Raw genomic sequence first — 19,764 nt, forward strand, 5'->3', positions numbered from 1 at the left:
TCGTGGCAAGACGGTGGTCTAAAGTCCCGTCCCATGACCCGCAACCCCGTTCCCGCGAGCGACTACGCCCATTTCATCGACGTACGCGGCGCCAGGCCGTCAGGGAGCGCGATCTCGAGAACCAGCTGATCGACAAGTTGCGCGACTTCATCCTGGAGCTCGGCTACGGCTTCTGCTTCATCGGACGCCAGCACCGCCTCACCTTGGGCCGCAACGAGTACTTCATCGACCTGCCGTTCTATCGCCGATTCCTGAAGTCGCTAGTGGCGATCGAGTTGAAGATCGGCAAGTTCGAACCCGAGTACGCGGGCAAGATGGACTTCTATCTGAACCTGCTCAACGACAGGGAGCGAGGGGGAAGCTGCCCTCCCCGCGCCAGCTGCAGGAAGTCATCCGAGCCGCCCTCCGGGCCGGACGAACGGTTGACTGGCCGGCGCGGCCGCGCGGATTCGATTGCCACTCAAGCCACGCGTGCTTCATCATTTCTGAAGCATGCTCTGAAGCATGCGCTGACTTTCTGAAAAGAGCGCTACAGCCCTGGAACGCCGCGCTGCAGTGCGAAGTCGAGCAACACGCGATCGCTGGGTTCTTCGGGCCAGGTTTCCTGCGCCAGCCATTTGAAGAAGGTCGTCGCGGCAATGCGACTGTCGGGCCCGTCGCGCCGCCAGGCGCGCGCGATCGGCGCGGCCATCTGGTCGAGCCGATCGGCCTCGAAGCGCGAGCGCAGGTCCGCCTGCATCGGTTCGAGCATCTCCGCGAACAGAGCGCGTGCCTTGCCCATGCGGTCGTTCTCCCATAGTTCGCGGATCCGGCGCTGTCGATCGGCCTCGGACAGCGCCGGGGCCGGTGCGGGGAGGGCCGGTGCGGGGAGTGCCGGTGCCGTGCCGGCGACCGCTGACGCCGGCGCGCCGGCGACGACACCGCCATAGCCCTTCTTCAATGCGTCCTTGAAATACGCGGCGGGCGACTTGAGCACGGGCATCGACGCATTGCGCTGCCGCGCTTCGACATGGTCGAGCGTCGCCCGGATCTGCCCTTCATCGGTCGTCGCATACAGGTCCTGCGCCTCGTCCTGCTTGATGCCGAGTGCGACGAGGCGCGCGACCAGTTCGAGGTCGAACACGTTGCGATTGGGCGCATTGATGTCGCCGAGGCGTTGCTGGACCCTTGGCACCACCCGGAACTGGATCTCCTCGATCTTGCGCCCGCGCTTGTGCTCGATCAGTTCGAGGCCGAATTCCTCGCACAGCGCGTCGATCTCGGCGATCGCCTTGGTGATGACGTCGCGCTTGAGAAAGCGGTAGTCCACTTCCTTGATGTCGCTGCGCCCGGTCAGAACGGCCGCCCACCATACGACGTCCTCGCGCATCGAGAGCCGGCCCGGCGAGGTCAGGTAGCGCGCACCGATCTCGTAGAGCACCGCGGCCGAGTAGCTGCGCATCTGGCTGCTCATCTCGAGCAGCACGCGCGTGTACTGGTGGGGCTTGACCAGCCGCTCCTTGATCTCGTCGGGGTAGCGCCAGGTCACCATGCACGGACGGCCCCTGCCCTGCTCCTCGATCGTCACGGTGCCCAGCAGCTGCGACGAGACCCAGCGCTTGAGCGAGCTGCTGCTGGTCGACCACTCGATCGTTGTGGCCTGCATGTCGCGCAGGTGCGACTTGAGCAGCTCGGTGTTGTTCGAGTTGAAGCGGGCGTCGCCGATCAGCTCGCTGAGCGCGAGCCGATACACGGGTTCATCGACGCCCTGGCGCTGGGAGTGGTACAGCAGCGCGTTGTAGATCCGCCGGGACAACAGGGTCAGGCGCCCGCGCTTCGGGCGGATCGCGATAGCCTCGTTGGCTTTCGCGACGCTTTGCTCCTCTGCCGTCGGGGGCTGGCGAGGCACGCTGCGTGATAAGTCATCCTCGGCCATGGAGCGGGGTGGTGTTGATGGGGTTGCACATCATGCCGTCGTATTGTGATTCGGTCAATTCACAAGAAATTCTGTCAGTGCCCTTGAATTGTTTGAAAGGAACACTTGGGAGATTGAAGAGTTGAGGATCTGATTTCTTCAACGCGGACAAAGGCTTACGATGCGAACTGTGAGTTTCATTGGGGTTGAACGTGAGCGGCGTTGGGATTTGATGTGAGAGAAATTGGGCTCCGACTCAGCGAAGCGTGAGAAGCAATGGGCTTGGGTGTGAGTGGATAGGGGCAACCGCCCTCCCCCGCGGCGCTTCCAGCCGTCGCGGGGGCGGTGAAGCCGGCTGGATGCACGCTTCCGCCCTGGGGCCGCAGTTTTCTGCCCTTATCGGCGCCGGTGCCGGCGGCCGGCTGGCGGTGGATTCCCAAAGGACCTCACAATACGCGGCGAGAGAATTGGCGCGCTCTACGCGAAACTTGTTCATTCGACGGATTCTCATAGAATCGCTGGATTCTGTCGAATAAGGTTGTCCCCTATGTCTGTCACTGTCCCGCCGGTCGGTGGAAACCTGGTTTCCACTGACGCCCCTGCCCAGCCTCGCCAGACGATCAATATGGAGCGCATTGCTGCCCTGGCGACGCGGGCCGGCTCGATGGTCGAGCAGATCCGCGGCATGCTGCTGGCCCCTGAGACCCGCAAGATCGCCCCCACCTACTCCACCGCCCAGCTTGCCGCCCTGTGCGGCGTCGACAAGGCGCATGTCGCGTACCGGATCACCAAGGATGACCTGCCGGGCGGGCAACTGACCCCCTCGGGCGGCAAGCGGATTTTCGGGCTCGACGAGTTGCGCCGCTGGACTCGCACATACCGCGGCGAAAAGATGCGTCCAGCCGGGCGCAAGGCGGTGACGATCGCGGTCGGCAACTTCAAGGGCGGCGTCGCCAAGACGACCACCGCGATGATCCTGGCCCAAGGCCTGAGCCTGCGCGGCCACCGGGTGCTGGCAATCGATACCGATCCTCAGGGCTCGTTGACGACCCTGCATGGTTTACTGCCCGAAGCCGAGGTAACCGAGGACATGACGATCGGGCCGCTGTGCGACGGCACCGAGAACGACATCCGGTATGCGATCCGCTCGACCTACTGGGATGGCATCGACTTGGTCGCGGCCGCACCCTTCCTCTTCTCGGCCGAGTTCGCGCTGCCGGCGCGCCAGATGCAGGAGCCGGGCGCCAAGTTTTGGGACGTGCTGAATGTGGGCCTCGACAGCGTCCGCGATCTCTACGACGTCATCGTGATCGACACGCCACCTTCCCTTTCCTATGTGACGATCAATGCGCTGTGGGCTGCCAACGGGATCGTGGTGCCGGTGCCGCCCTCGGGTCTCGACTTCGCTTCGTCGGCCCAGTTCTGGTCGCTGCTCGCGGACCTCGGCGGCAATCTCGACGGCCAGAGCAAGGACCGCGAGGGCAAGGCCTTCGACTTCCTGCATGTGCTGTTGAGCCGCGTCGACGCAGCCGATCCCGCGATGCCTGCGGTGCGGCAATGGATCCAGGCGACCTACGGCGAGTACACCTTGCCGGTTGAGATCCCTAAGACCAGTGTCACGAGCAACAAGGCCGCGGAGTTCGCGACCGTCTACGACGTTCAGAAGTACGAGGGTGCTGCCAAGACCTACAAGCGGGCGGTGGACGCCTATGACTCGTTCGTTGAACTGGTCGAGCAATCGGTCGTCGGCGCCTGGCAGGCACAGGGCAGGGCACAACGATGAACACGACAAGGAAATCGCTCGCGCGTGGAAACCTGGTTTCCACCGGCCGATGCAAGTTGTTGTGCAGCCGTCTCGTTTCTGAGGCCCGAGGCCGGCCGAAGGTCGTCGTGCCGGCCGAATCGACACCTACGCCGCAGCGCGAAGAGGAGGCCTGACATGGCAAGCACACGCAAACGTCTTGAAGCGCTGACTGCCGGTCTGTCGCTGCCCACCGAGCTGCCCAGGCCCGCGGCCCCTGCAGTGACGCCCGAGCCGCCCGACGGTCCTGCGCCAGCGCCGGCCGGCGTGGAAACCAGGTTTCCACCGGCTTCGGGCGCCGGCCTGCCGCCACGGACCGGCCCGGGTCAGATGATGGCGTTCCGCGGTCAGATCCAGCAAGTCGAGGGGGAGATGGCCGCGCTGCGCGACAAACTGCGCCAGTACGAAGGCGCGCTGCCAACGCGCAAGATGGACCCAAAGACGATCCGGCCCAGCCGCTACGCGAACCGTCACCAGTCTTCCTTCAGTACCAGCGAATTTGCCGGATTGAAGGCCGACATCGAGCACGCCGGCGGCAACGTCCAGGCGATCCTCGTGCGGCCGTTGAAGGATGAGCCGGGCCAGTTCGAACTCGTGTTCGGCCATCGACGGCACCAGGCCTGCCTCGAACTGGGCATCGAAGTGCTGGCCTCGGTGTGGAACGACGAACTCGGTGACCGCGCCTTGTTCGAGATCATGGACCGCGAGAACCGGGAGCGCGCGGACTTGTCGGCCTATGAGCAGGGCGTCATGTACCAGCGCGCGCTCGAGGAGCAGTTGTTCCCAACACAGCGACAGCTTGCCGAGGCCATCGGCGTGAGCCACACCTGGGTGCGCAAGGCGCTGCTGGTGGCTCAGTTGCCCGAGGCCGTGGTCGAGTGTTTTCGCAGTCCACTCGACATCAGTTTTCGCCACGCCGAGCAGATGACTGCGGCGATGGAGCAGGACCGCCGCGCGGTCCTGAAGCGCGCGGAGAAACTTCGAGGCCAGGGGCTGTCGGCGCCGATCGTGGTCGCGCGGCTGCTTGACGCGAAGCCCGGCTTCGAGCGCACTGAACGCGTCGACATTGAAGTGGCAGGGAACAAACTCGGCGCGCTCGTGCGCGCCAAATCGGGCGAGATCACGATCACGATCGCGGCCCAAGCCGCGGTGGATTCGAATGCGGAGGCGGTCGAATCGGCGGTCGTGGCCGCATTGCGCAAGCTCCGTCAGCAGACCTGAGCGAGAGAGTGGTGCGCCGAGCAAACGGCGAACCACCATCTAATGTGAGAGCGGTTGGGATTTCGGCGGCGGAGTGAATGGACGCAGAGCGCTGTCGCACCCAGGGGCGCGTCTCAAATAATCATCAATGATGAATTTACATGTCGAGATTAGGCTATTCTGAGCTGATACTTCTAAGTCTTTGATATGCTTGGTTTTTCGACCAATCGATCGGGTCGCCCGATGTTTGACATATGCACGAACGTCAACGAAGAAGCAGGCTGGGGATCCCCGTTCGAGTCCTGCGTACGGCCGTAACTGCGCCTGCCCACCCGTGAACGCCTCGGCCCGGTGACGAATCGACCGCCACGCAAGCTCCACCGGGGCCATTTCGCCTTCATGCGGGCCTTGGCCCAAGGGCTGGACGAGCGCGCGAGTTGGGATCGTTACCTGCGCCTCGAGGGCGAGCACGCCGACCTCCGCACTGTCCGGCGCACCATCGCCTGGATCCGCGACGCCTTTGCGGCCGCCGCGCGACGCGAACGGAAGCCGGGCACCGCGCGCTTGATCCTGCTCGACCCGTCCGGGTACTCGGACAAGGCGCCACAGTTGCCAAGCTTGGCCGAGTTTGCGCACGCCAACGGACTGGAGGACTTCTCGGAGGCCGAGCAGATCGAGGCCTACGAGGCGGCGCATGCCCGCGCGGGCGATGGACAGTCCGGCCGCGCGGGCAGAGGAGGACAGCCTTCGCGGCGCGCGCGCGTGATCGAGCGGCAACTCGAGGCGCTGCGCTGGCTAGAGGGGCTGATTGCGCAGGACCCGAGGCCGCTGGATGGCGTGTCGGCCTGGCTCAATCCGGCCGTGGCCGCCCGCCTCGAACGCGCGGGGCTCGGCACGCTGTTCTCCTTGGTCGAATGCATCAACGGCGTGGGCGCACGCTGGTGGGTGCAAGTGCCGGGGATCGGCGAGCGCAAGGCGGCCCGGATTCTCGATTGGCTGCACGCGAATGAGGACGTCCTGGGGGGGCTGAGGGTCGGCCGGCATGCGGCGCAGCCACGGGCGCAGTTGAGCCCGGACGTGCTCGCGGCCGTCGTGTCGCCGGCGACCTCGCTGGTTCCCTACGAGAAGTTCGTGTTGCCAGCGCAGCTCGATGGACGGGCCGGACACAACCGTGCGCCGTCCGAAACCTGTCGACTGGTCGCCGTCGACGACAGGGAGGCCATCGACGCGTGGCTCCTGGCAAAGCAGGCGGATGGGGCGGGCCACGCACTGTCGCCGACTCAGCGCTCGTATCGCAAGGAGGCCGAGCGACTGCTCTTGTGGGCCATTCTCGAGCGCGGAAAGGCGCTGTCATCGTTGTCCGTGGATGACGCCAGCGCCTACTTCGAGTTCCTGTCGGATCCGCCGAAGAGTTGGTGCGGACCGCGCCATCACCAGCGTTGGTCGCCGCTATGGCGCCCGATGGAAGGGCCGTTGTCGTCGAGCGCACGCAAGCAAGCGCTGACGATCGTGAGCGGCCTCTTCGCCTTTCTTGCTTCAGCAAACTACGTGCGAACCAACCCGTTCGCCGAGGTGCAGGCGCCTTCGAGCCCACGCAGCGCCCTGGGTGCAGGCCGCACGCTAACCGCCGCGCAATGGACCCATCTCGACGCCTGCCTGGCGCGCCGCGCGGACGACGTCGTAGGACGGCGGCTGGCACGGGCCGTGCGCTGGCTGTACGAGACGGGACTGCGTCTGGACGAGATCAAGCGGGCCACCTGCGGCGACCTCCGGAAGGTAGAGCCCGTGGAACCAGAATCGGCGTCGGACAGCGTCTGGCAGTTGAAGGTGGTCGGCCGCGGAGGACGCAGTCGCGACGTCCCTGTGCCGTCTCGTCTGGTCGAAGAGCTCGAAGCCGAACTCGCGATGCAGGGCCACGAGGGCGCCGCCGACGCCGTCGGCAATCGAAGCGTCGCGCTACTTGCGCGATTCGGTTCGCCACGCAGTGGCGAGCCGCCGTGCTGGTCGGCCTCGGGTCTCTACCAGGCGATCAAGGCCGCGGTTGACAAGGCCGCGCGGGAACTCGATGACGCTGCATCGCAGCGACTCAGGGAAGCCAGCACGCACTGGCTGCGGCACTCGCACGTGGTGCATTCACTGCAGGGCAGGGCGGGGCAGTCACCGTTGTCGATCGAGGTTGTTCAGCGGAACGTCGGGCACGCATCGGTAGCGACGACAGCCCTGTACCTGAAGGGCTGAAGGCAACTCAGTGCCGCGCCTGGCGGGCTCGCGCCACCACGCAACTTCGCGAGAGTTCGCGACGCGCGCTTGGCGTAGAAGAAAGTTTGACACTGGCTTGACGCGCGCTGACACTGCCCCGAGGGATGCCGCCATCGGCGGCACCGATGGGCGTTCGTTCTCTCGCCCTCAAGTCCAGGAGTAATTGATGCAGAAGTTCGTCAATGTCCAGACCGTCAACTTTCGCGGCGTCCCGAGCACCGAAGCCAACGATCCGCTGACGGCACTCTCGCTGGGCGATTCGGTCGTCGAGATCGGTGACGGTCCGCCGGGGTGGAATCACATTCGCGCGCGCGTCGGCACCAAGGAGGTCGATGGCTTCTGCGTGGACGGGCTGGTCGACGCGAGGATCCGATGGACCGACAAGAAGCAACCGACATTGCGGGACCCGGCCTCTCCGGCGCGTGAGGCGCTGGTGGCCGCCGCAGTTGAGCAGTGGCTCCTGTTCAAGAAGGGCGAGGGCAAGGAGAACGTCGAGCCGTTCAGCACCATGATCGGCAAGATGTGGAAGGCTTTCGGCAAGAACCTGACCGGCAAGAACCAAGACGTGCCCTGGTCCGCGGTGGCCATCTCGCTCATGGTGCGCAATGCCGCGAGGACGGTGGCGGGCTACAGGTCATTTCCCGAGTCGATCGGCCACTCACGCTACATGTGGGAATCGATCAGGAAGGCCGCGAGCGGCGACATGGCTGCGCCCTTCTGGGGTGTGATGCTTTCCAAGGCGAGGCCGCAGGTCGGCGACATCATCGGGAGTTGGCGCAACACGCCCTTCAGCTTCGACAACTTCCTGACAGCGACCGAGAACCCGGAGACGCCCTGTCATTCGGACATCGTCGTGGCCGTCGGCCCAGACCTCGTCCTGGCCATCGGAGGCAACATCAGGAACAGCGTCTATGCGACGGGCTACCAGGTCGACAGCGATGGCTTCCTGACCCCCAACCGGCGCATCGATGCGGACGGCAAGGTCGTGGGCGAAGCCATCGTGCTGATGGCCAATCGCCTGTGAATGAGCGGCACCTGCCATGCAACTGTTGGCGCGACTCGGACGTCCCGATCGATGAAGGATCCCGTCATCGTTGGCGCCATCCTGAGCGCTGGCATCCTCCTTGTGCTCGCGGTGTGGAAGGCGCCGGTCCTCCGATGGGCTGCCATCTGCCTCGCGCTCGGGGTGCTCGCATGGGTGATCAGTCAGACGGCGTTGGTGGCTGATCTGAACCTTCGGTCTTCGAGTTGCACAGCGGCTGAGCCGAGCGGCCGCATCTGTGGCTTGTCAACGCAAGCAGTCGCGCTCCGGACCATCTCGCACGCTATTTGAAACGCGCGACGGCGACGGGCCCGGCTGTCAGCATTGGGCCGCAGCGTTGCCAATCGACAGAGCCGTCCCTGCGCTGCTCCAAGGCCTCGCGTTGTGCACTTCTTCACGGTCCGACGTCCTCCCTGCGCGGATCACTCAACAACGCGCGGGATGCGTCAACCGAAGGAGCTCGGGCACGATTGATGCAAGACAGGTTCAGGAGAACATCATGCTGAAAGGTCCTTCGATGCGTACTGCCGCTGCGTTCGAGATTCGCTTCCGGTCACTGTTTCATGAGGGCCGCGCGTTGGCATTTCCGTGCGACAGCCGCGGTGAAGTCGATCTCGACGCGATGGGTGAGAAGGCCCGCAACAACTACCTGTTGGCGCGAGACATGATCGGCCGCGAATACGCGATGCCATTCGTTCAGGAGAGCTCGGCGCGCAGCCTGGACCCACATCTCCGTTTCGATCGCGAAGTAGCCTGAAGCCTTGCTGCCGCTGATGATTCGCGAGGCGGGTTGGACGTCGGATTGAAATTCCGAATCCGCGCGGCGCGATGTCTTCCAAGAAAGTCCCCGGGGGGTATTGCACCGCCCCGGGGGAAATCCACCAAGATTGGGTGGAGGAGACAAACGACGCACCAGAAAGGGATGCTTTGGAGCCCTTTCTGCCGGCTTGCAATGAACCATGCAAGCCGTATGCCCAGGTCGTGCGTTGATTCAGGCTTCGAGGGCGCCTGTGTTGTGACGCTGACGAAATCGAGCCCGCAACACGGCCGTCGACCACCACAGCACCGCCGCGTTTGCAACGAGGCCGACGCAGACGACGACCGCCGCGCGATCCGCGAAGCCTTGTCCGAAATCCAGAAGCAGCAGGACGAGCGCCCAGGGCAGGGCGCAGAGAATGGCCACTGTCAGCAGGACGCTCTGTTCCGACGGGCGAAGGGTCGCAGCGACCAGCGCGATGGCGAAGGCGGAGCAGGCACCTGGCAGCCACCAAGCATGGCGATACCAGAGCGGAAGTCGAGGGGTGGACATGCAGAAATTGTGAGCCGTGCCGGCCGCCATGCCCCGAGCAATTTCACACGAAGGCAGCCTGTTCGCTGGTTTGTCGCATGCTGTCCACACCAGGGCTCACGATTCCTGAGCAGGCCGTTCAAGCCATGACCTGAACATCACAGGGAACTGAGAAACGAAACGAAAACTCAAGGGTTGAGTTCCGTGCCAAACATGTAACTCGATCTTGAAAAGTGATGGCAATGTTCTCAGCGTCCGGCGAGCCCGATCAGGGTCATCAGGCGAAGGGCCTTGCAAGCTGTTCCCCGGTCCCCAAGTTGGAAGCGCACGCCTACACTGGCGGTCATTCCCAAGGACATCGTATGGCTGACTACCGTAAGACACCCGAGGCGCTCGCCGCCCTGTCGCCGGAACAGTTCCGCGTGACGCAGCAGAGCGCGACCGAACGCCCTGGCACCGGCGAATACCTCGACAACAAGGAGCCCGGCATCTACGTCGACATCGTTTCCGGCGAGCCCTTGTTCGCTTCGTCCGACAAGTACGAGTCGGGCTGCGGCTGGCCGAGTTTCACCAAGCCGATCGAGCCTGCGCACATCAACGAGCTGCGCGATGCCACGCTCGGGATGGTTCGCACCGAGGTGCGATCGGCGCACGGCGACAGCCACCTCGGCCACGTCTTTCCCGATGGCCCCGCGGATCGCGGCGGCCTGCGCTATTGCATCAATTCGGCCTCGCTGCGCTTCATTCATCGCGATGACATGGAAGCGCAGGGCTCTGGCGCCTATCTAGACCAAGTGGAGAACATCTGATGAGTCACGAAAAAGCCATCCTTGCTGGCGGTTGCTTCTGGGGCATGCAGGACCTGATCCGTCGACAGGACGGCGTGGTCTCGACGCGCGTGGGTTATTCGGGCGGTGACGTTGCGAACGCGACCTACCGGAATCACGGCACGCATGCCGAAGCCATCGAGATCGTGTACGACCCCGCGAAGACCAGCTATCGGAAGCTGCTCGAGTTCTTCTTCCAGATCCATGACCCGACGACGCTCAACCGTCAGGGGAACGATCGGGGACTGAGCTATCGCTCTGCGATCTTCTACACGAGCGAGGCGCAGAAGCGCGTCGCCGAAGACACCATCGCCGACGTGAATGCCTCGGGCCTGTGGCCCGGCAAGGCGGTGACCGAGCTCGCCCCGGCGGGTCCGTTCTGGGAAGCCGAGCCGGAGCACCAGGACTACCTGGAGCGCATCCCGAACGGCTACACCTGCCACTTCATCCGGCCCGACTGGAAATTGTCCGTTCGCGCGGGCTCGTCGCAGTCGGCCTAGGGGCGCAGGCTGCCCGCATCGAATCGCCGGAGGTATCCAGCATGAGCGACAAGTCCATCCTCGAGCACATCACGACGCTGGTCGCCGAGGAGCATCAACTGCGATCGGAGCCCGTGGCCTCTGAATCGAACGCGGCACGCCTCAGGCACGTGGAAGAGCAACTCGACCAATGCTGGGACCTGCTGCGGCAGCGGCGCGCCAAGCGCGAGTTCGGGGGTGATCCGGCCGACGCCAAGGTTCGGGACGCGGGCACCGTCGAAGGCTACGAGGGCTGATCAGCGGGTGCCGAGGCCGTAGCGCCGGCACGTTTCCGTAGCCGACGAAACAGAATCGCCTCGCTTCTACGCCTGCGCGTTATTGACGAAGCTTGAACAGCGTATTGCGCTGCATCGCCTTGTCGGTCGGCAGCGGTTTTCCTAGAGTTGCCTGGTCCGACCACGCGACGCATCCGCAATGAACACAGGAATTCCGGCGCACCGTCTTCGTACCGACAAGGAGCGGACGTGTCGCAACTTGGCTTGATCAACAGCTGGCACGGTGCGGGCCTGTGGATGGTGTTAAACATGTCCGCGGCGCTGGTGCTCGGCTGGTTCGTCGGCTACGAGCGCTATTTCAACGGACGTGCAGCCGGCAGCCAGGTCTACTGCCTGGTCTGCACCACCTCCTGTGCCGTCACCTTGCTGGCTGGCTATCCCTCGATCTGGTATTGGGGAAGTGTGCAGAACGCCATTGCGGCCGATCCAACGAAGGTCATTGGCGCCGTCCTCACGGGCATCGGGTTTCTGGGCGCGGGGTTCTACGTGCCGGCCATCGGGCTGACGGACTTGTTCGTGGTCTGCACGGCCATCGTGCCCCGGATCGAGCAACGCCTGCCCGCCCATGCGACCATGACGGGATCGTTTCGATTTCGCCAGGGGCACCGGCCGAGCGCCGAAGAGGTTCGCCGTTTCCTGGTGTCGAGAGTTTCACCTTGACGCACTCCAGCCGGGCATGAGCCCCCTGTACCAAGCCATCGTGGACGCCTTGTCTTGAGTGGCTCCAGGGCGGCCCCAGTTCATGCCTTCGGCGCGGTCAATCGTGCGATGCGCGAAAAGTCCGCTGGCCCGGCCGCTATCCCGCTCAACAGCAGGGAGAGGGAGAAGTGAATCATCTGCTGGACGTCGATCTGACGATCGAAGCGGGGGACACGGTCGGCCAGAATCAGCGTCGCAAGCCCGTGCTCGACGGACCATGCCGCGTGCACGACCAACTCGAGATTCTTCTCTTGCCAACCTCGCGCGCGCGCATAGTCGCGCACGGCGGCCGCGAACCATTCGAACGATGAGGAAGCCGCAACTGCAAGTTCCTCGTCCGGATGCCTGGGCAGGATGCGCGGCCCGACCATCAGATCGAAAAGCCCCTTCTCCCGCTGGGCGAAGCGGACATAGCCGTCCATCATTCGGTACACCTTGAGCAACGGATCCTTGATGGCAAGGGCAATCTGGCTGCGTTCGGCTGCAAGTTCCCTGAAGCCGTCCGCAGCAATTGCGGCCAGCAGTCCGTCCTTGCCATCGAAGTGACGCGACGGTGCCGCGATGGAGACGCCGATCGAACGCACCACGTTCCGAAGGCTCAGTTCCCGCGCGCCCGTTTCCTCGAGCATGCGGCGACCCTCCGCGATCAAGGCGTTGCGCAAGTCGCCGTGGTGGTAACCAGTTGGAGTGGCGAGGGCAGGGCGCTTGCGCGTGGAGCGAGCCCCGGCCGGCTTGCGAGCGGAGTCGGCGGAGAGGGGGGCAGATGTCTTCGTGCGCACTTTTCAAACGGGCGTTTCTCTGCCGCAGATCATAGGCGGCTCGACAGGAGCGCTGTAATGACTTCAAGCGAAGCGGCGCGGAGGTTGGACCGTCCCTCGGCACGAGCCGAACCCGATCCGTGCAAATCCGGGTTTCTCACACCAGCCTTCGAAGAGCACGGTGTCGCCATCCTCCAGAAAGGTCCGACGCTCCCCGTTGTCCAGCATCAACGGCTTGCGACCACCTTCGCTGAGCTCGATCAGTGCGCCGGCCTCCCCGGGCGCGGGACCGGAAACTGTTCCACTACCCAGAAGATCGCCCGGTTGGAGGTTGCAGCCATTGCTGGTGTGATGCGCAACCATCTGCGCGATGGTCCAGTACTGGTGCCTGAAGCTGGTGCTCGACAGGCGCTGCGGCGCCGCAGCCTGGGCTCGATGTCGCGCGGTTTCCAATCGGACTTCGAGGCGGATGTCCAAAGCGCCCTTTGACCGGATCTGCGGATGATCCAGGTGAGGCAGCGGTTGCGGCTCGTGCTCGCCGCGCTGCCAGGGCAGTCGATACGGGGCCAGCGCGGCCATCGTCACGATCCAGGGTGACACGGTGGTGCCAAAGTTCTTGGCGAGAAACGGACCCAGCGGAGTCGATTCCCATCTCTGGATGTCGCGCGAGGACCAGTCGTTCAGGAGGCAGATTCCGAAGACATGGTCTTCCGCTTCGTCCACCGGGATGGATGTGCCCTGATCGTTCCCTGTGCCGATGAAGATGCCAAGTTCGAGTTCATAGTCCAGTCGCGCGCTTGGACCGAGGACCGGCACGCTTGAATCGGCGGGAAGCGCCTGTCCGCCGGGTCGGTGCACTTGCTGACCCGAAACCCCAATGCTCGATGCGCGGCCATGGTAGGCGATGGGCATCCAGCGGAAGTTGGGCGAAAGCGGGTCGTCGGGCCGGAAGAGCCGACCGATGTTGAGCGCGTGGTCGATCGACGTGTAGAAGTCCGTGTAGTCGCCGATGTGCACGGGCAGCGCGTACTCGGCCTGCGCCTGGGGCAGCAGGCAGGCCTGCACTTGCTCGCGGACGGTCTGTGGCGCAGCGTCATGGAGGGCGGCGAAGAGGCCATGTCGCAGCGCGCGCCAGGCCGGCAGGCCCATCCCGAGCAAGGCATTCAATTGCGGTTGTGCGCAGGCCTGTGCGGCCTGCGCCGAGATGCCCTGCAGGACGCCCGATCGTGACAGCAATGCGAGGTCGACGATCTGATGGCCGATCGCAACACCGCCGCGAAAGGCCTCGCCGCTGCCGCCGCGTCGAAAGCTCGCGAGCGGAAGGTTCTGCAACGGGAAATCGCCGGCTACGTTGGCCGACGCAACCCAACTGCGGGCGCCGGCGTCGTGGGTGTGATCGAGCTCAGTCATAGGCGCCGCGAGGGCTGCGTCGGCTCAGAAGCACCCGGCGCTCGCGCAGGTCCTCGATGAGGGCCGCATCGACCTTGCGTTCCATCAGCAATTCGACGTTGTGCTCGCCCTGGAAGGCAGGGATGCCGGGCGACGGCAACGTCGATTCGCTGAAGCGCCAGGGCGGTCCGGGCATGCGCACTGTGCTGCCGCCGCGATCGTCCACCTCGACCACTGCGCCCCAGTCCTTCGCCCACTCGGATTCAGCCAGGTCGCGGGTCGTGCGGATCACGCCGATGGCAAGGCCGGCTTCGCTCACTTGCGCCTGCAACTCCTCCAGATCCGTGAAGGTGAGGACCCATGCGCGCACCTCGGCCAACAGCGCCTTCACATTCTGCCGGCGCAGCACGGCAGTGGCGAAGCGCCGGTCGCCGAGGAGATCGGTGCGCCGCATCATGGCGCAATAGCGAACGAACATGGGCGAGTAGATCGGACTGGCCGCGATGGTGATGCGGCGGCCGTCGGGCAGCTCGTAGATGTGCGATTCGGGCGCGCTGAGGGCTGGTGGCTCGCCCATCGTGTCGATACCCGAGAGCTGGGCGCCTGCGCGCTCGTTGACCGAGAGCATCGTGGCGGCCATCGACACGTCCACGTGCTGGCCCTCGCCCGTGCGGCTGCGATGCTGCAGGGCGGCCAAGACCGCGATCACGCCCTGAAGGCCGGTGTACACGTCGGCATGGCTGCAGGCGTCGTTGCGCGACTCCGTCAGCGCTTCGCCGTAGTGTTGCTCGAGGATATCGGTGAGTCCCGTCTCGGCCTGCACGGTAGGCGCGAAGGCGGGTCGGTTGCGCCACGGCCCGGTCTGCCCATAGCCGCTCATCGATACGTAGACCGCGGTCGGATTGAATTCGTGCACCTGCTCATAGCCGAGGCCGAACCGCGCCAGGGTGCCGGGCCGGAAGTTCTCGACGATCACGTCGGCATCGCGACAGAGATCCTTCACGATCTCGCGCGCCTCGGGCCAATTCAGGTCCAGGCTCAGGTTGCGCTTGCCCGCATTCTGCTGCGTGTAATAGACGGACATCTGGTTGAGATGCGGCACGCCGGCGCGGCCTGCGTCTCCGGCCGGTGGCTCGATCTTCGTGACGTCGGCACCGAGATCGCGCAGCGTCTTCGTGCAATGGGGTCCGGCCAACACGCGTGTGAAGTCGATCACGCGCAGGCCCTGAAGTGGCGCGTTCATTTCAGTTCCCCTCGAACACGGCCGAGCCCGGGCCGGTGGTGGCAAAGGCGGTCAGGCCGCGCTTCTGGTCGCTGCTGGCCCACATGCGGTTGCTGACCTCGGTCTGTTGCGCATCGGCGCCGGCGATGCCATGGCGGGCCGACAGGTTGGCCAGGGTCTTGATGCCGAGCAACGCGACCGTGGGACCCGCTGCGAGCTGGCGTGCCCAGGACATCGACGCGTTCTGCAACTCGGCCTCTGCCACGACCAGGTTGACAAGTCCCCAGCGTTCGAGCGCGGCGGGATCGTGGCGCCGCCCGAACATCGCCATCTCCTTCGCCCGCGCCGGGCCGACCCTCTGCACCACGCGCTGCACGCCGCCGAGCAAGGGCAGCAGTCCCAGTGATGACTCGGCCATGCCGAAGGAGGCCGTGTCCGCCGCGACGATCATGTCGCAGGTCACCGCCAGCTCGAGGCCGCCGCCCAGTGCGGCGCCGTGGACCGCGGCGACGCTGGGCAGGGCGACGTTCTCCAGCGCGTCCAGAAGCTTCTCGAGCGCAGCCTGGTCGCGGCGGCGCGCCCCGCCGGTGAAGCCCGCCACGTCGGCGCCGGCGCAGAAGTGGCGCATTCCGCTTCGCAGCAGGATGGACCGGCAACCCTCGGCGACCGCCGTGCGATAGGCGCCGAGCAGACCGTCCAACAAGGGTTCATCGATCAGGTTGTGAGGTGGCTTGGCCAGGGTGACAACGCCGACGGCGCCGTCCTTTTCGTAGTGGACGATGGACATGGAGACCTTTCTGAATGGTTACTGGGGATCGAGCTTGAGCGAGCGCGTGACCCGCTCGAACTTTTCATGCTCGGCCTTGAGGAAGGCGGCAGCCTGGGTCACGCTCATGGGTTCCAGCTTGCGTTGGACATTGGTCGCAACACGGGCCTGGTTTTCGGGGCTTTGGAGCCAATCGTTCATTGCACTGGTCAGGCGCGCGACGACAGCTTCAGGCGTTTTCGGCGGGGCGAGCAGCGCCGCCCATTGGCTGTACTCGAAGCCCGGAAGCCGCGGACTTTCGGCGAGTGCAGGCAAGTCCGGCAGCGCGGGGTTGCGCTTCAGGCTGGTGATCCCGATGGCTTTGAGCCTTCCGTTCTGAATCATTCCGAGCGTCGGCCCAGCCAGAGGCACGAAGGTCAGGTCCACCTGTCCGCCGGCCACGTCCGCGATCGTGGGTGCGGCGCCCTTGTAAGGTACTTCCAGGAACTTCGTCCCGGTCCGGGCCTGGAAGTCCGCGGCCACGATGTGCGGCGCGGAACCCGTGCCCCAGTGAGCGACGGAGAGTTGCGGATTGCCAGGCTTCTTCGCGTAGTCAATCAGTTCGTCCACGCTCTTGAAGGCGTACGCCGGGCTGGAGACCAGCACGAAGTCGGATTGGCCCGTCAGGCCGAGCAGCGAGAAGCTGTCCGGCTTGTACTTGGCTGAAGCGATGGTTTGTGGAGCGATCAGGAAATCCGTCCCGGTCGTGCCCAGCAGGGTGTAGCCGTCTGGCACGGCCTTGAGCACGTTCATCGCACTGATGGAGCCATTCGCTCCAGGCAAGTTGTCGGCAAGCAAGGGCTGGCCCAAGCTGCGTTGCAGCACGACGCTCGCGGCTCGGATCGAAGCGTCCGCGGGGCCACCGGCCGGGAACGCGACCTTGATCACGATGGGTTTTCCCGGGTAGGCCGGTGCTTGCGCGATTGCCGATGCGCCGAGCAGCGCCGTGCTCATGGCGAAGCAACCGACGATGAGGGCTTTGCGAACGGACATAGGGTGCATGTGCTGTCTCCAGTTAGGTGGCCGATACGGTGTTAACGATGCTAACTTGGACGAAAGATATCACTGCTCACATCGATCCGCAAGCGCAATTCCTGAATCGCGCAAGGGCCAAACTGGCTTGCCGCGGCGAAGTTCGAGCGCATCTAGCGGAATTGGCCGGCGACGCAGTGCAGTTGCCGAAGGCGCCGAGGTGACGGGAGGCGGCGCGACTGCGAGATCCGGGCGTGCCGAGCCCGCTGGCAGCGTGAGATGCAGATCAGAATCTGTATGGCGGTCCGAGTGGATCCGCGTCGTTCGTTCTCACGAATGAGGGGGCGTTCGAACTCCGATAAGAAGATGACCGGCTTCGTATGCACTTCGCGCGGCCAGTTTGAGTTTCTCGATCGTGGCCTTCATCCGAAGCGAGAACTCCCTGCTGGAAAGATCTTCCGGCTCGTCCATGAGCCGGTGCGCGACCGTCAACAGGCCACCCTTGGCGAGTACATGTTCGATGACTTGAAGGGCTTGCTCAATGTCCCGAAGTTCCGTCGATTTCATTGCGTTCAATTTCATTCGCGCGTCGCCACATTGCAGGGCGACTTTCCGATTCGCGGGCAGGAGTCATGAAGAATCGATGGGTCATCGACGCCATCAACGAGTGGATCGGCCGGAAGATCGGCGGTCTTCCCTTTCAACGGCACAGCGGCCACGGTTTCGATTGGAAGTCGACATGCGCGAAAAGAAGCGCTTCGGTGTATGCCTTGTAGTTCGGCTCGATGAGATACACAGGAATACAAATCTCCGGTCGCACGCCGGGGCTGAATGCGCATGCCGTGCGAACGCTGAGAAACTACCTTATAGTAGGTAGATGAGCGCACCCACCAATGTTGTCCTTGCGGCCACCACTCGCGACGAGATCGTCGAGGTGGCGCGCGACCTGATCCAGACACGGTCCTACCTCGGCTTCAGTTTTCAGGACATCGCGGACCGGGTCGGGATCCGCAAGGCCAGCCTGTACCACCATTTCCCGTCCAAGGAAGCGCTGGGCATCGAGGTGCTGCACGAAACGACGCAACGCTTTCTGGACTGGACCCGGTCGAAAGTGCGGTCGCCCTCCGAGTCCGTCGACGCCTACTGCCGCATGCTGCGCGACAGCTTGCATGCGGGCGATGGGGTCTGTCCCACGGGGGCACTGGCCCCCGGATGGGGTGTCATCAACGACGAGTTGCGCCAGTCCGTGCGCGAATTGCGCGATGCGCACGTGCTGTGGCTGGCGGCGGCGCTCGGCGGGCTGCCGTCCGCGGGGCGCAAGAGGAATTCGGCCATCGCCCAGCGCCGCGCGGCATACGTCTTCGCCGTCTGCCAGGGTGCCCTGCTGTCTTCGCGGATGACCGGTCGCGTCGAAGACTTCGACGAAGCAGTGGCGCAGCTGAAATCATCCCTGCAGGAGTGAAACCGAATGCACGATCCGGCGCGCTGCGGCGTGCCTTCTTTTTATTCTCACAGGCTACCGATTGGTTGGTAGCCCCAACTGGAGTCTCTTGATGAAAGCCGTCATTTCCGCCTACGCCCGTTCTCCGCTTCACTTTGCCAAGAAAGGCGCGCTCGCGCAGGTCCGCCCCGACACTCTGGCCGCCACGGTGGTCAGCGGGCTGCTGGAGCGCACCGGGCTCGACCCGAACCTGCTCGAAGACATCGTGCTGGGCTGCGCATATCCCGAGGCTGCGCAGGGCAACAACCTGGCGCGCATCGTCGGCTTGCTGGCAGGTCTGCCGCACCATGTGGGCGGCATGACGGTCAACCGCTTCTGCGGCTCGTCGATGCAAGCCGTGCACATCGCAGCCGCTCAGATCGAAGCGGGCATGGGCGATGCGTTTCTCTGCGTGGGCGTCGAGTCGATGACCATGGTGCCACAGGGCGGCTTCAACTTTTCACCCAATCCCGAGTTGCGAAGCCATAGCGATGCATACATCTCGATGGGCGAGACAGCCGAGAACGTCGCGCAGCGATGGAACGTGAGCCGGAGCGATCAGGAGGCACTCGCCGTCCAGTCACACCAGAAGGCCGCTGCCGCACGAGAGCAGGGACGGCTGGTCGACGAGATCGTGCCCGTTCGCGGCGTCACGGGCGAATGGGTCACGGCCGACGGCTGCATTCGGCCGACCACCACGGCCGAAGCCTTGGCTGGGCTCAAGCCGGCATTCCGGCCAGACGGCGTGGTGACCGCCGGCACGTCCTCGCCGCTGACGGACGGCGCTGCGGCCGTCCTGGTCACAAGCGACGCCTTCGCGCAGGAGCACGGCTTGAAGCCGCTGGCGCGTATCAAATCCTTCGCGACCGTCGGTGTCGACCCGGCTGTGATGGGCATCGGTCCGATTCCGGCGACGCGAAAGGCGCTTGCGCGCGCGGGGCTGACCGTCGCGGACCTCGATGTGGTCGAAATCAACGAGGCCTTCTCTTCGCAGGCATTGGCCTGCATCCGCGACTTGGGTCTGGATCTGAACAAGGTGAATCTTGACGGCGGCGGCCTGGCCATCGGCCATCCGCTCGGCGCGACCGGCGCCCGCATCACCGGGAAGGCGGCCGCCTTGCTGGTTCGCGAGAACGGCCGCTACGCACTCGCCACGCAATGCATCGGAGGTGGACAGGGCATTGCCACCATCCTGGAGCGCATCTGAGTTCGGACCGGCCGCCTTCGGGCGTGATCACGATGGATGCGACGCCGGGCCTGCTCGGTGGGCGCGTGCACGCCGACTCCGCCACGCGGTACAGGACCGCGCGTCGG

The 19,764-nt window shown here is 64.7% G+C and carries 20 protein-coding genes; 12 read left to right on the forward strand and 8 right to left on the reverse strand.

The features are described from left to right. Positions 1-2: 2 nt before the first annotated feature. The gene (locus AC1D3B_RS11890; protein WP_478190870.1) at positions 3-521 is read left to right on the forward strand and encodes a PDDEXK nuclease domain-containing protein; all 519 of its coding nucleotides are present in this window, start codon (positions 3-5) and stop codon (positions 519-521) included. An 8-nt stretch (positions 522-529) separates the two neighbouring features. Here the strand turns inward: AC1D3B_RS11890 and AC1D3B_RS11895 are convergent, their stop codons facing one another. Further along, a complete protein-coding gene (locus AC1D3B_RS11895; RefSeq protein WP_478190871.1) occupies positions 530-1,888 on the reverse strand; it encodes a replication initiation protein in 1,359 nt (452 codons plus the stop codon). 631 nt (positions 1,889-2,519) lie between these two features. On the opposite strand from AC1D3B_RS11895, the gene AC1D3B_RS11900 reads away from it, so the two are divergent. The 5 genes from AC1D3B_RS11900 (at position 2,520) to AC1D3B_RS11920 (ending at position 8,953) form a co-directional block, all read left to right on the forward strand. Next, on the forward strand, positions 2,520-3,677 hold the full coding sequence (locus AC1D3B_RS11900) for an AAA family ATPase (protein WP_478190872.1): 1,158 nt from the start codon (positions 2,520-2,522) through the stop codon (positions 3,675-3,677). 156 nt (positions 3,678-3,833) lie between these two features. Beyond that, positions 3,834-4,916, forward strand: coding sequence for a ParB/RepB/Spo0J family partition protein (locus AC1D3B_RS11905; RefSeq protein ID WP_478190873.1), 1,083 nt, complete (start codon positions 3,834-3,836; stop codon positions 4,914-4,916). Between the two features lie 330 nt (positions 4,917-5,246). Further along, the gene (locus AC1D3B_RS11910) at positions 5,247-7,133 is read left to right on the forward strand and encodes a phage integrase family protein (RefSeq protein ID WP_478190874.1); all 1,887 of its coding nucleotides are present in this window, start codon (positions 5,247-5,249) and stop codon (positions 7,131-7,133) included. Positions 7,134-7,320: 187 nt separating this feature from the next. Then, the gene (locus AC1D3B_RS11915) at positions 7,321-8,178 is read left to right on the forward strand and encodes a DUF2272 domain-containing protein (RefSeq protein WP_478190875.1); all 858 of its coding nucleotides are present in this window, start codon (positions 7,321-7,323) and stop codon (positions 8,176-8,178) included. A gap of 517 nt (positions 8,179-8,695) precedes the next feature. Then, positions 8,696-8,953 carry a hypothetical protein gene (locus AC1D3B_RS11920; RefSeq protein WP_478190876.1) on the forward strand — a complete coding sequence of 86 codons (258 nt, stop codon included), beginning with the start codon at positions 8,696-8,698 and terminating at the stop codon, positions 8,951-8,953. A gap of 234 nt (positions 8,954-9,187) precedes the next feature. Here the strand turns inward: AC1D3B_RS11920 and AC1D3B_RS11925 are convergent, their stop codons facing one another. After that, complete coding sequence (locus AC1D3B_RS11925; protein ID WP_478190877.1) at positions 9,188-9,505, reverse strand: hypothetical protein; 318 nt, start codon at positions 9,503-9,505, stop codon at positions 9,188-9,190. 341 nt (positions 9,506-9,846) lie between these two features. On the opposite strand from AC1D3B_RS11925, the gene msrB reads away from it, so the two are divergent. The 4 genes from msrB (at position 9,847) to AC1D3B_RS11945 (ending at position 11,785) form a co-directional block, all read left to right on the forward strand. Beyond that, entirely contained in the window at positions 9,847-10,293 is a 447-nt protein-coding gene (msrB, locus tag AC1D3B_RS11930) for a peptide-methionine (R)-S-oxide reductase MsrB (RefSeq protein WP_478190878.1), read from the forward strand. Beyond that, positions 10,293-10,811 carry a peptide-methionine (S)-S-oxide reductase MsrA gene (gene msrA, locus AC1D3B_RS11935; protein ID WP_478190879.1) on the forward strand — a complete coding sequence of 173 codons (519 nt, stop codon included), beginning with the start codon at positions 10,293-10,295 and terminating at the stop codon, positions 10,809-10,811. The genes msrB and msrA overlap by 1 nt, the downstream gene beginning before the upstream one ends. Before the next feature lie 41 nt (positions 10,812-10,852). After that, on the forward strand, positions 10,853-11,086 hold the full coding sequence (locus AC1D3B_RS11940) for a DUF2630 family protein (protein ID WP_478190880.1): 234 nt from the start codon (positions 10,853-10,855) through the stop codon (positions 11,084-11,086). 228 nt (positions 11,087-11,314) lie between these two features. Further along, positions 11,315-11,785, forward strand: a complete 471-nt coding sequence (locus tag AC1D3B_RS11945) for an MgtC/SapB family protein (RefSeq protein WP_478190881.1) — start codon at positions 11,315-11,317, stop codon at positions 11,783-11,785. An 80-nt stretch (positions 11,786-11,865) separates the two neighbouring features. On the opposite strand, the gene AC1D3B_RS11950 is transcribed toward AC1D3B_RS11945, so the two are convergent. From AC1D3B_RS11950 to AC1D3B_RS11975, 6 genes are all read right to left on the reverse strand, one after another. Next, positions 11,866-12,603, reverse strand: a complete 738-nt coding sequence (locus AC1D3B_RS11950; protein WP_478190882.1) for a TetR/AcrR family transcriptional regulator — start codon at positions 12,601-12,603, stop codon at positions 11,866-11,868. Positions 12,604-12,666: 63 nt separating this feature from the next. Further along, positions 12,667-13,992, reverse strand: a complete 1,326-nt coding sequence (gene fahA / locus AC1D3B_RS11955) for a fumarylacetoacetase (RefSeq protein ID WP_478190883.1) — start codon at positions 13,990-13,992, stop codon at positions 12,667-12,669. Beyond that, on the reverse strand, positions 13,985-15,214 hold the full coding sequence (locus AC1D3B_RS11960) for a CaiB/BaiF CoA transferase family protein (protein ID WP_478190884.1): 1,230 nt from the start codon (positions 15,212-15,214) through the stop codon (positions 13,985-13,987). The genes fahA and AC1D3B_RS11960 overlap by 8 nt, the downstream gene beginning before the upstream one ends. A 1-nt stretch (position 15,215) precedes the next feature. Next, complete coding sequence (locus AC1D3B_RS11965; RefSeq protein ID WP_478190885.1) at positions 15,216-15,980, reverse strand: enoyl-CoA hydratase/isomerase family protein; 765 nt, start codon at positions 15,978-15,980, stop codon at positions 15,216-15,218. Between the two features lie 18 nt (positions 15,981-15,998). Continuing rightward, positions 15,999-17,000: a tripartite tricarboxylate transporter substrate binding protein gene (locus AC1D3B_RS11970; protein ID WP_478190886.1), complete on the reverse strand. Its 1,002-nt coding sequence runs from the start codon at positions 16,998-17,000 to the stop codon at positions 15,999-16,001. A gap of 300 nt (positions 17,001-17,300) precedes the next feature. After that, positions 17,301-17,552, reverse strand: coding sequence for a hypothetical protein (locus AC1D3B_RS11975; RefSeq protein ID WP_478190887.1), 252 nt, complete (start codon positions 17,550-17,552; stop codon positions 17,301-17,303). Positions 17,553-17,847: 295 nt separating this feature from the next. On the opposite strand from AC1D3B_RS11975, the gene AC1D3B_RS11980 reads away from it, so the two are divergent. Both AC1D3B_RS11980 and AC1D3B_RS11985 read left to right on the forward strand, forming a co-directional pair. Then, a complete protein-coding gene (locus AC1D3B_RS11980) occupies positions 17,848-18,432 on the forward strand; it encodes a TetR/AcrR family transcriptional regulator (RefSeq protein ID WP_478190888.1) in 585 nt (194 codons plus the stop codon). Between the two features lie 91 nt (positions 18,433-18,523). Next, entirely contained in the window at positions 18,524-19,657 is a 1,134-nt protein-coding gene (locus AC1D3B_RS11985) for a thiolase family protein (RefSeq protein WP_478190889.1), read from the forward strand. Positions 19,658-19,764 lie beyond the last annotated feature (107 nt).

It is taken from the genome of Variovorax sp. P5_A3 (assembly GCF_056400665.1).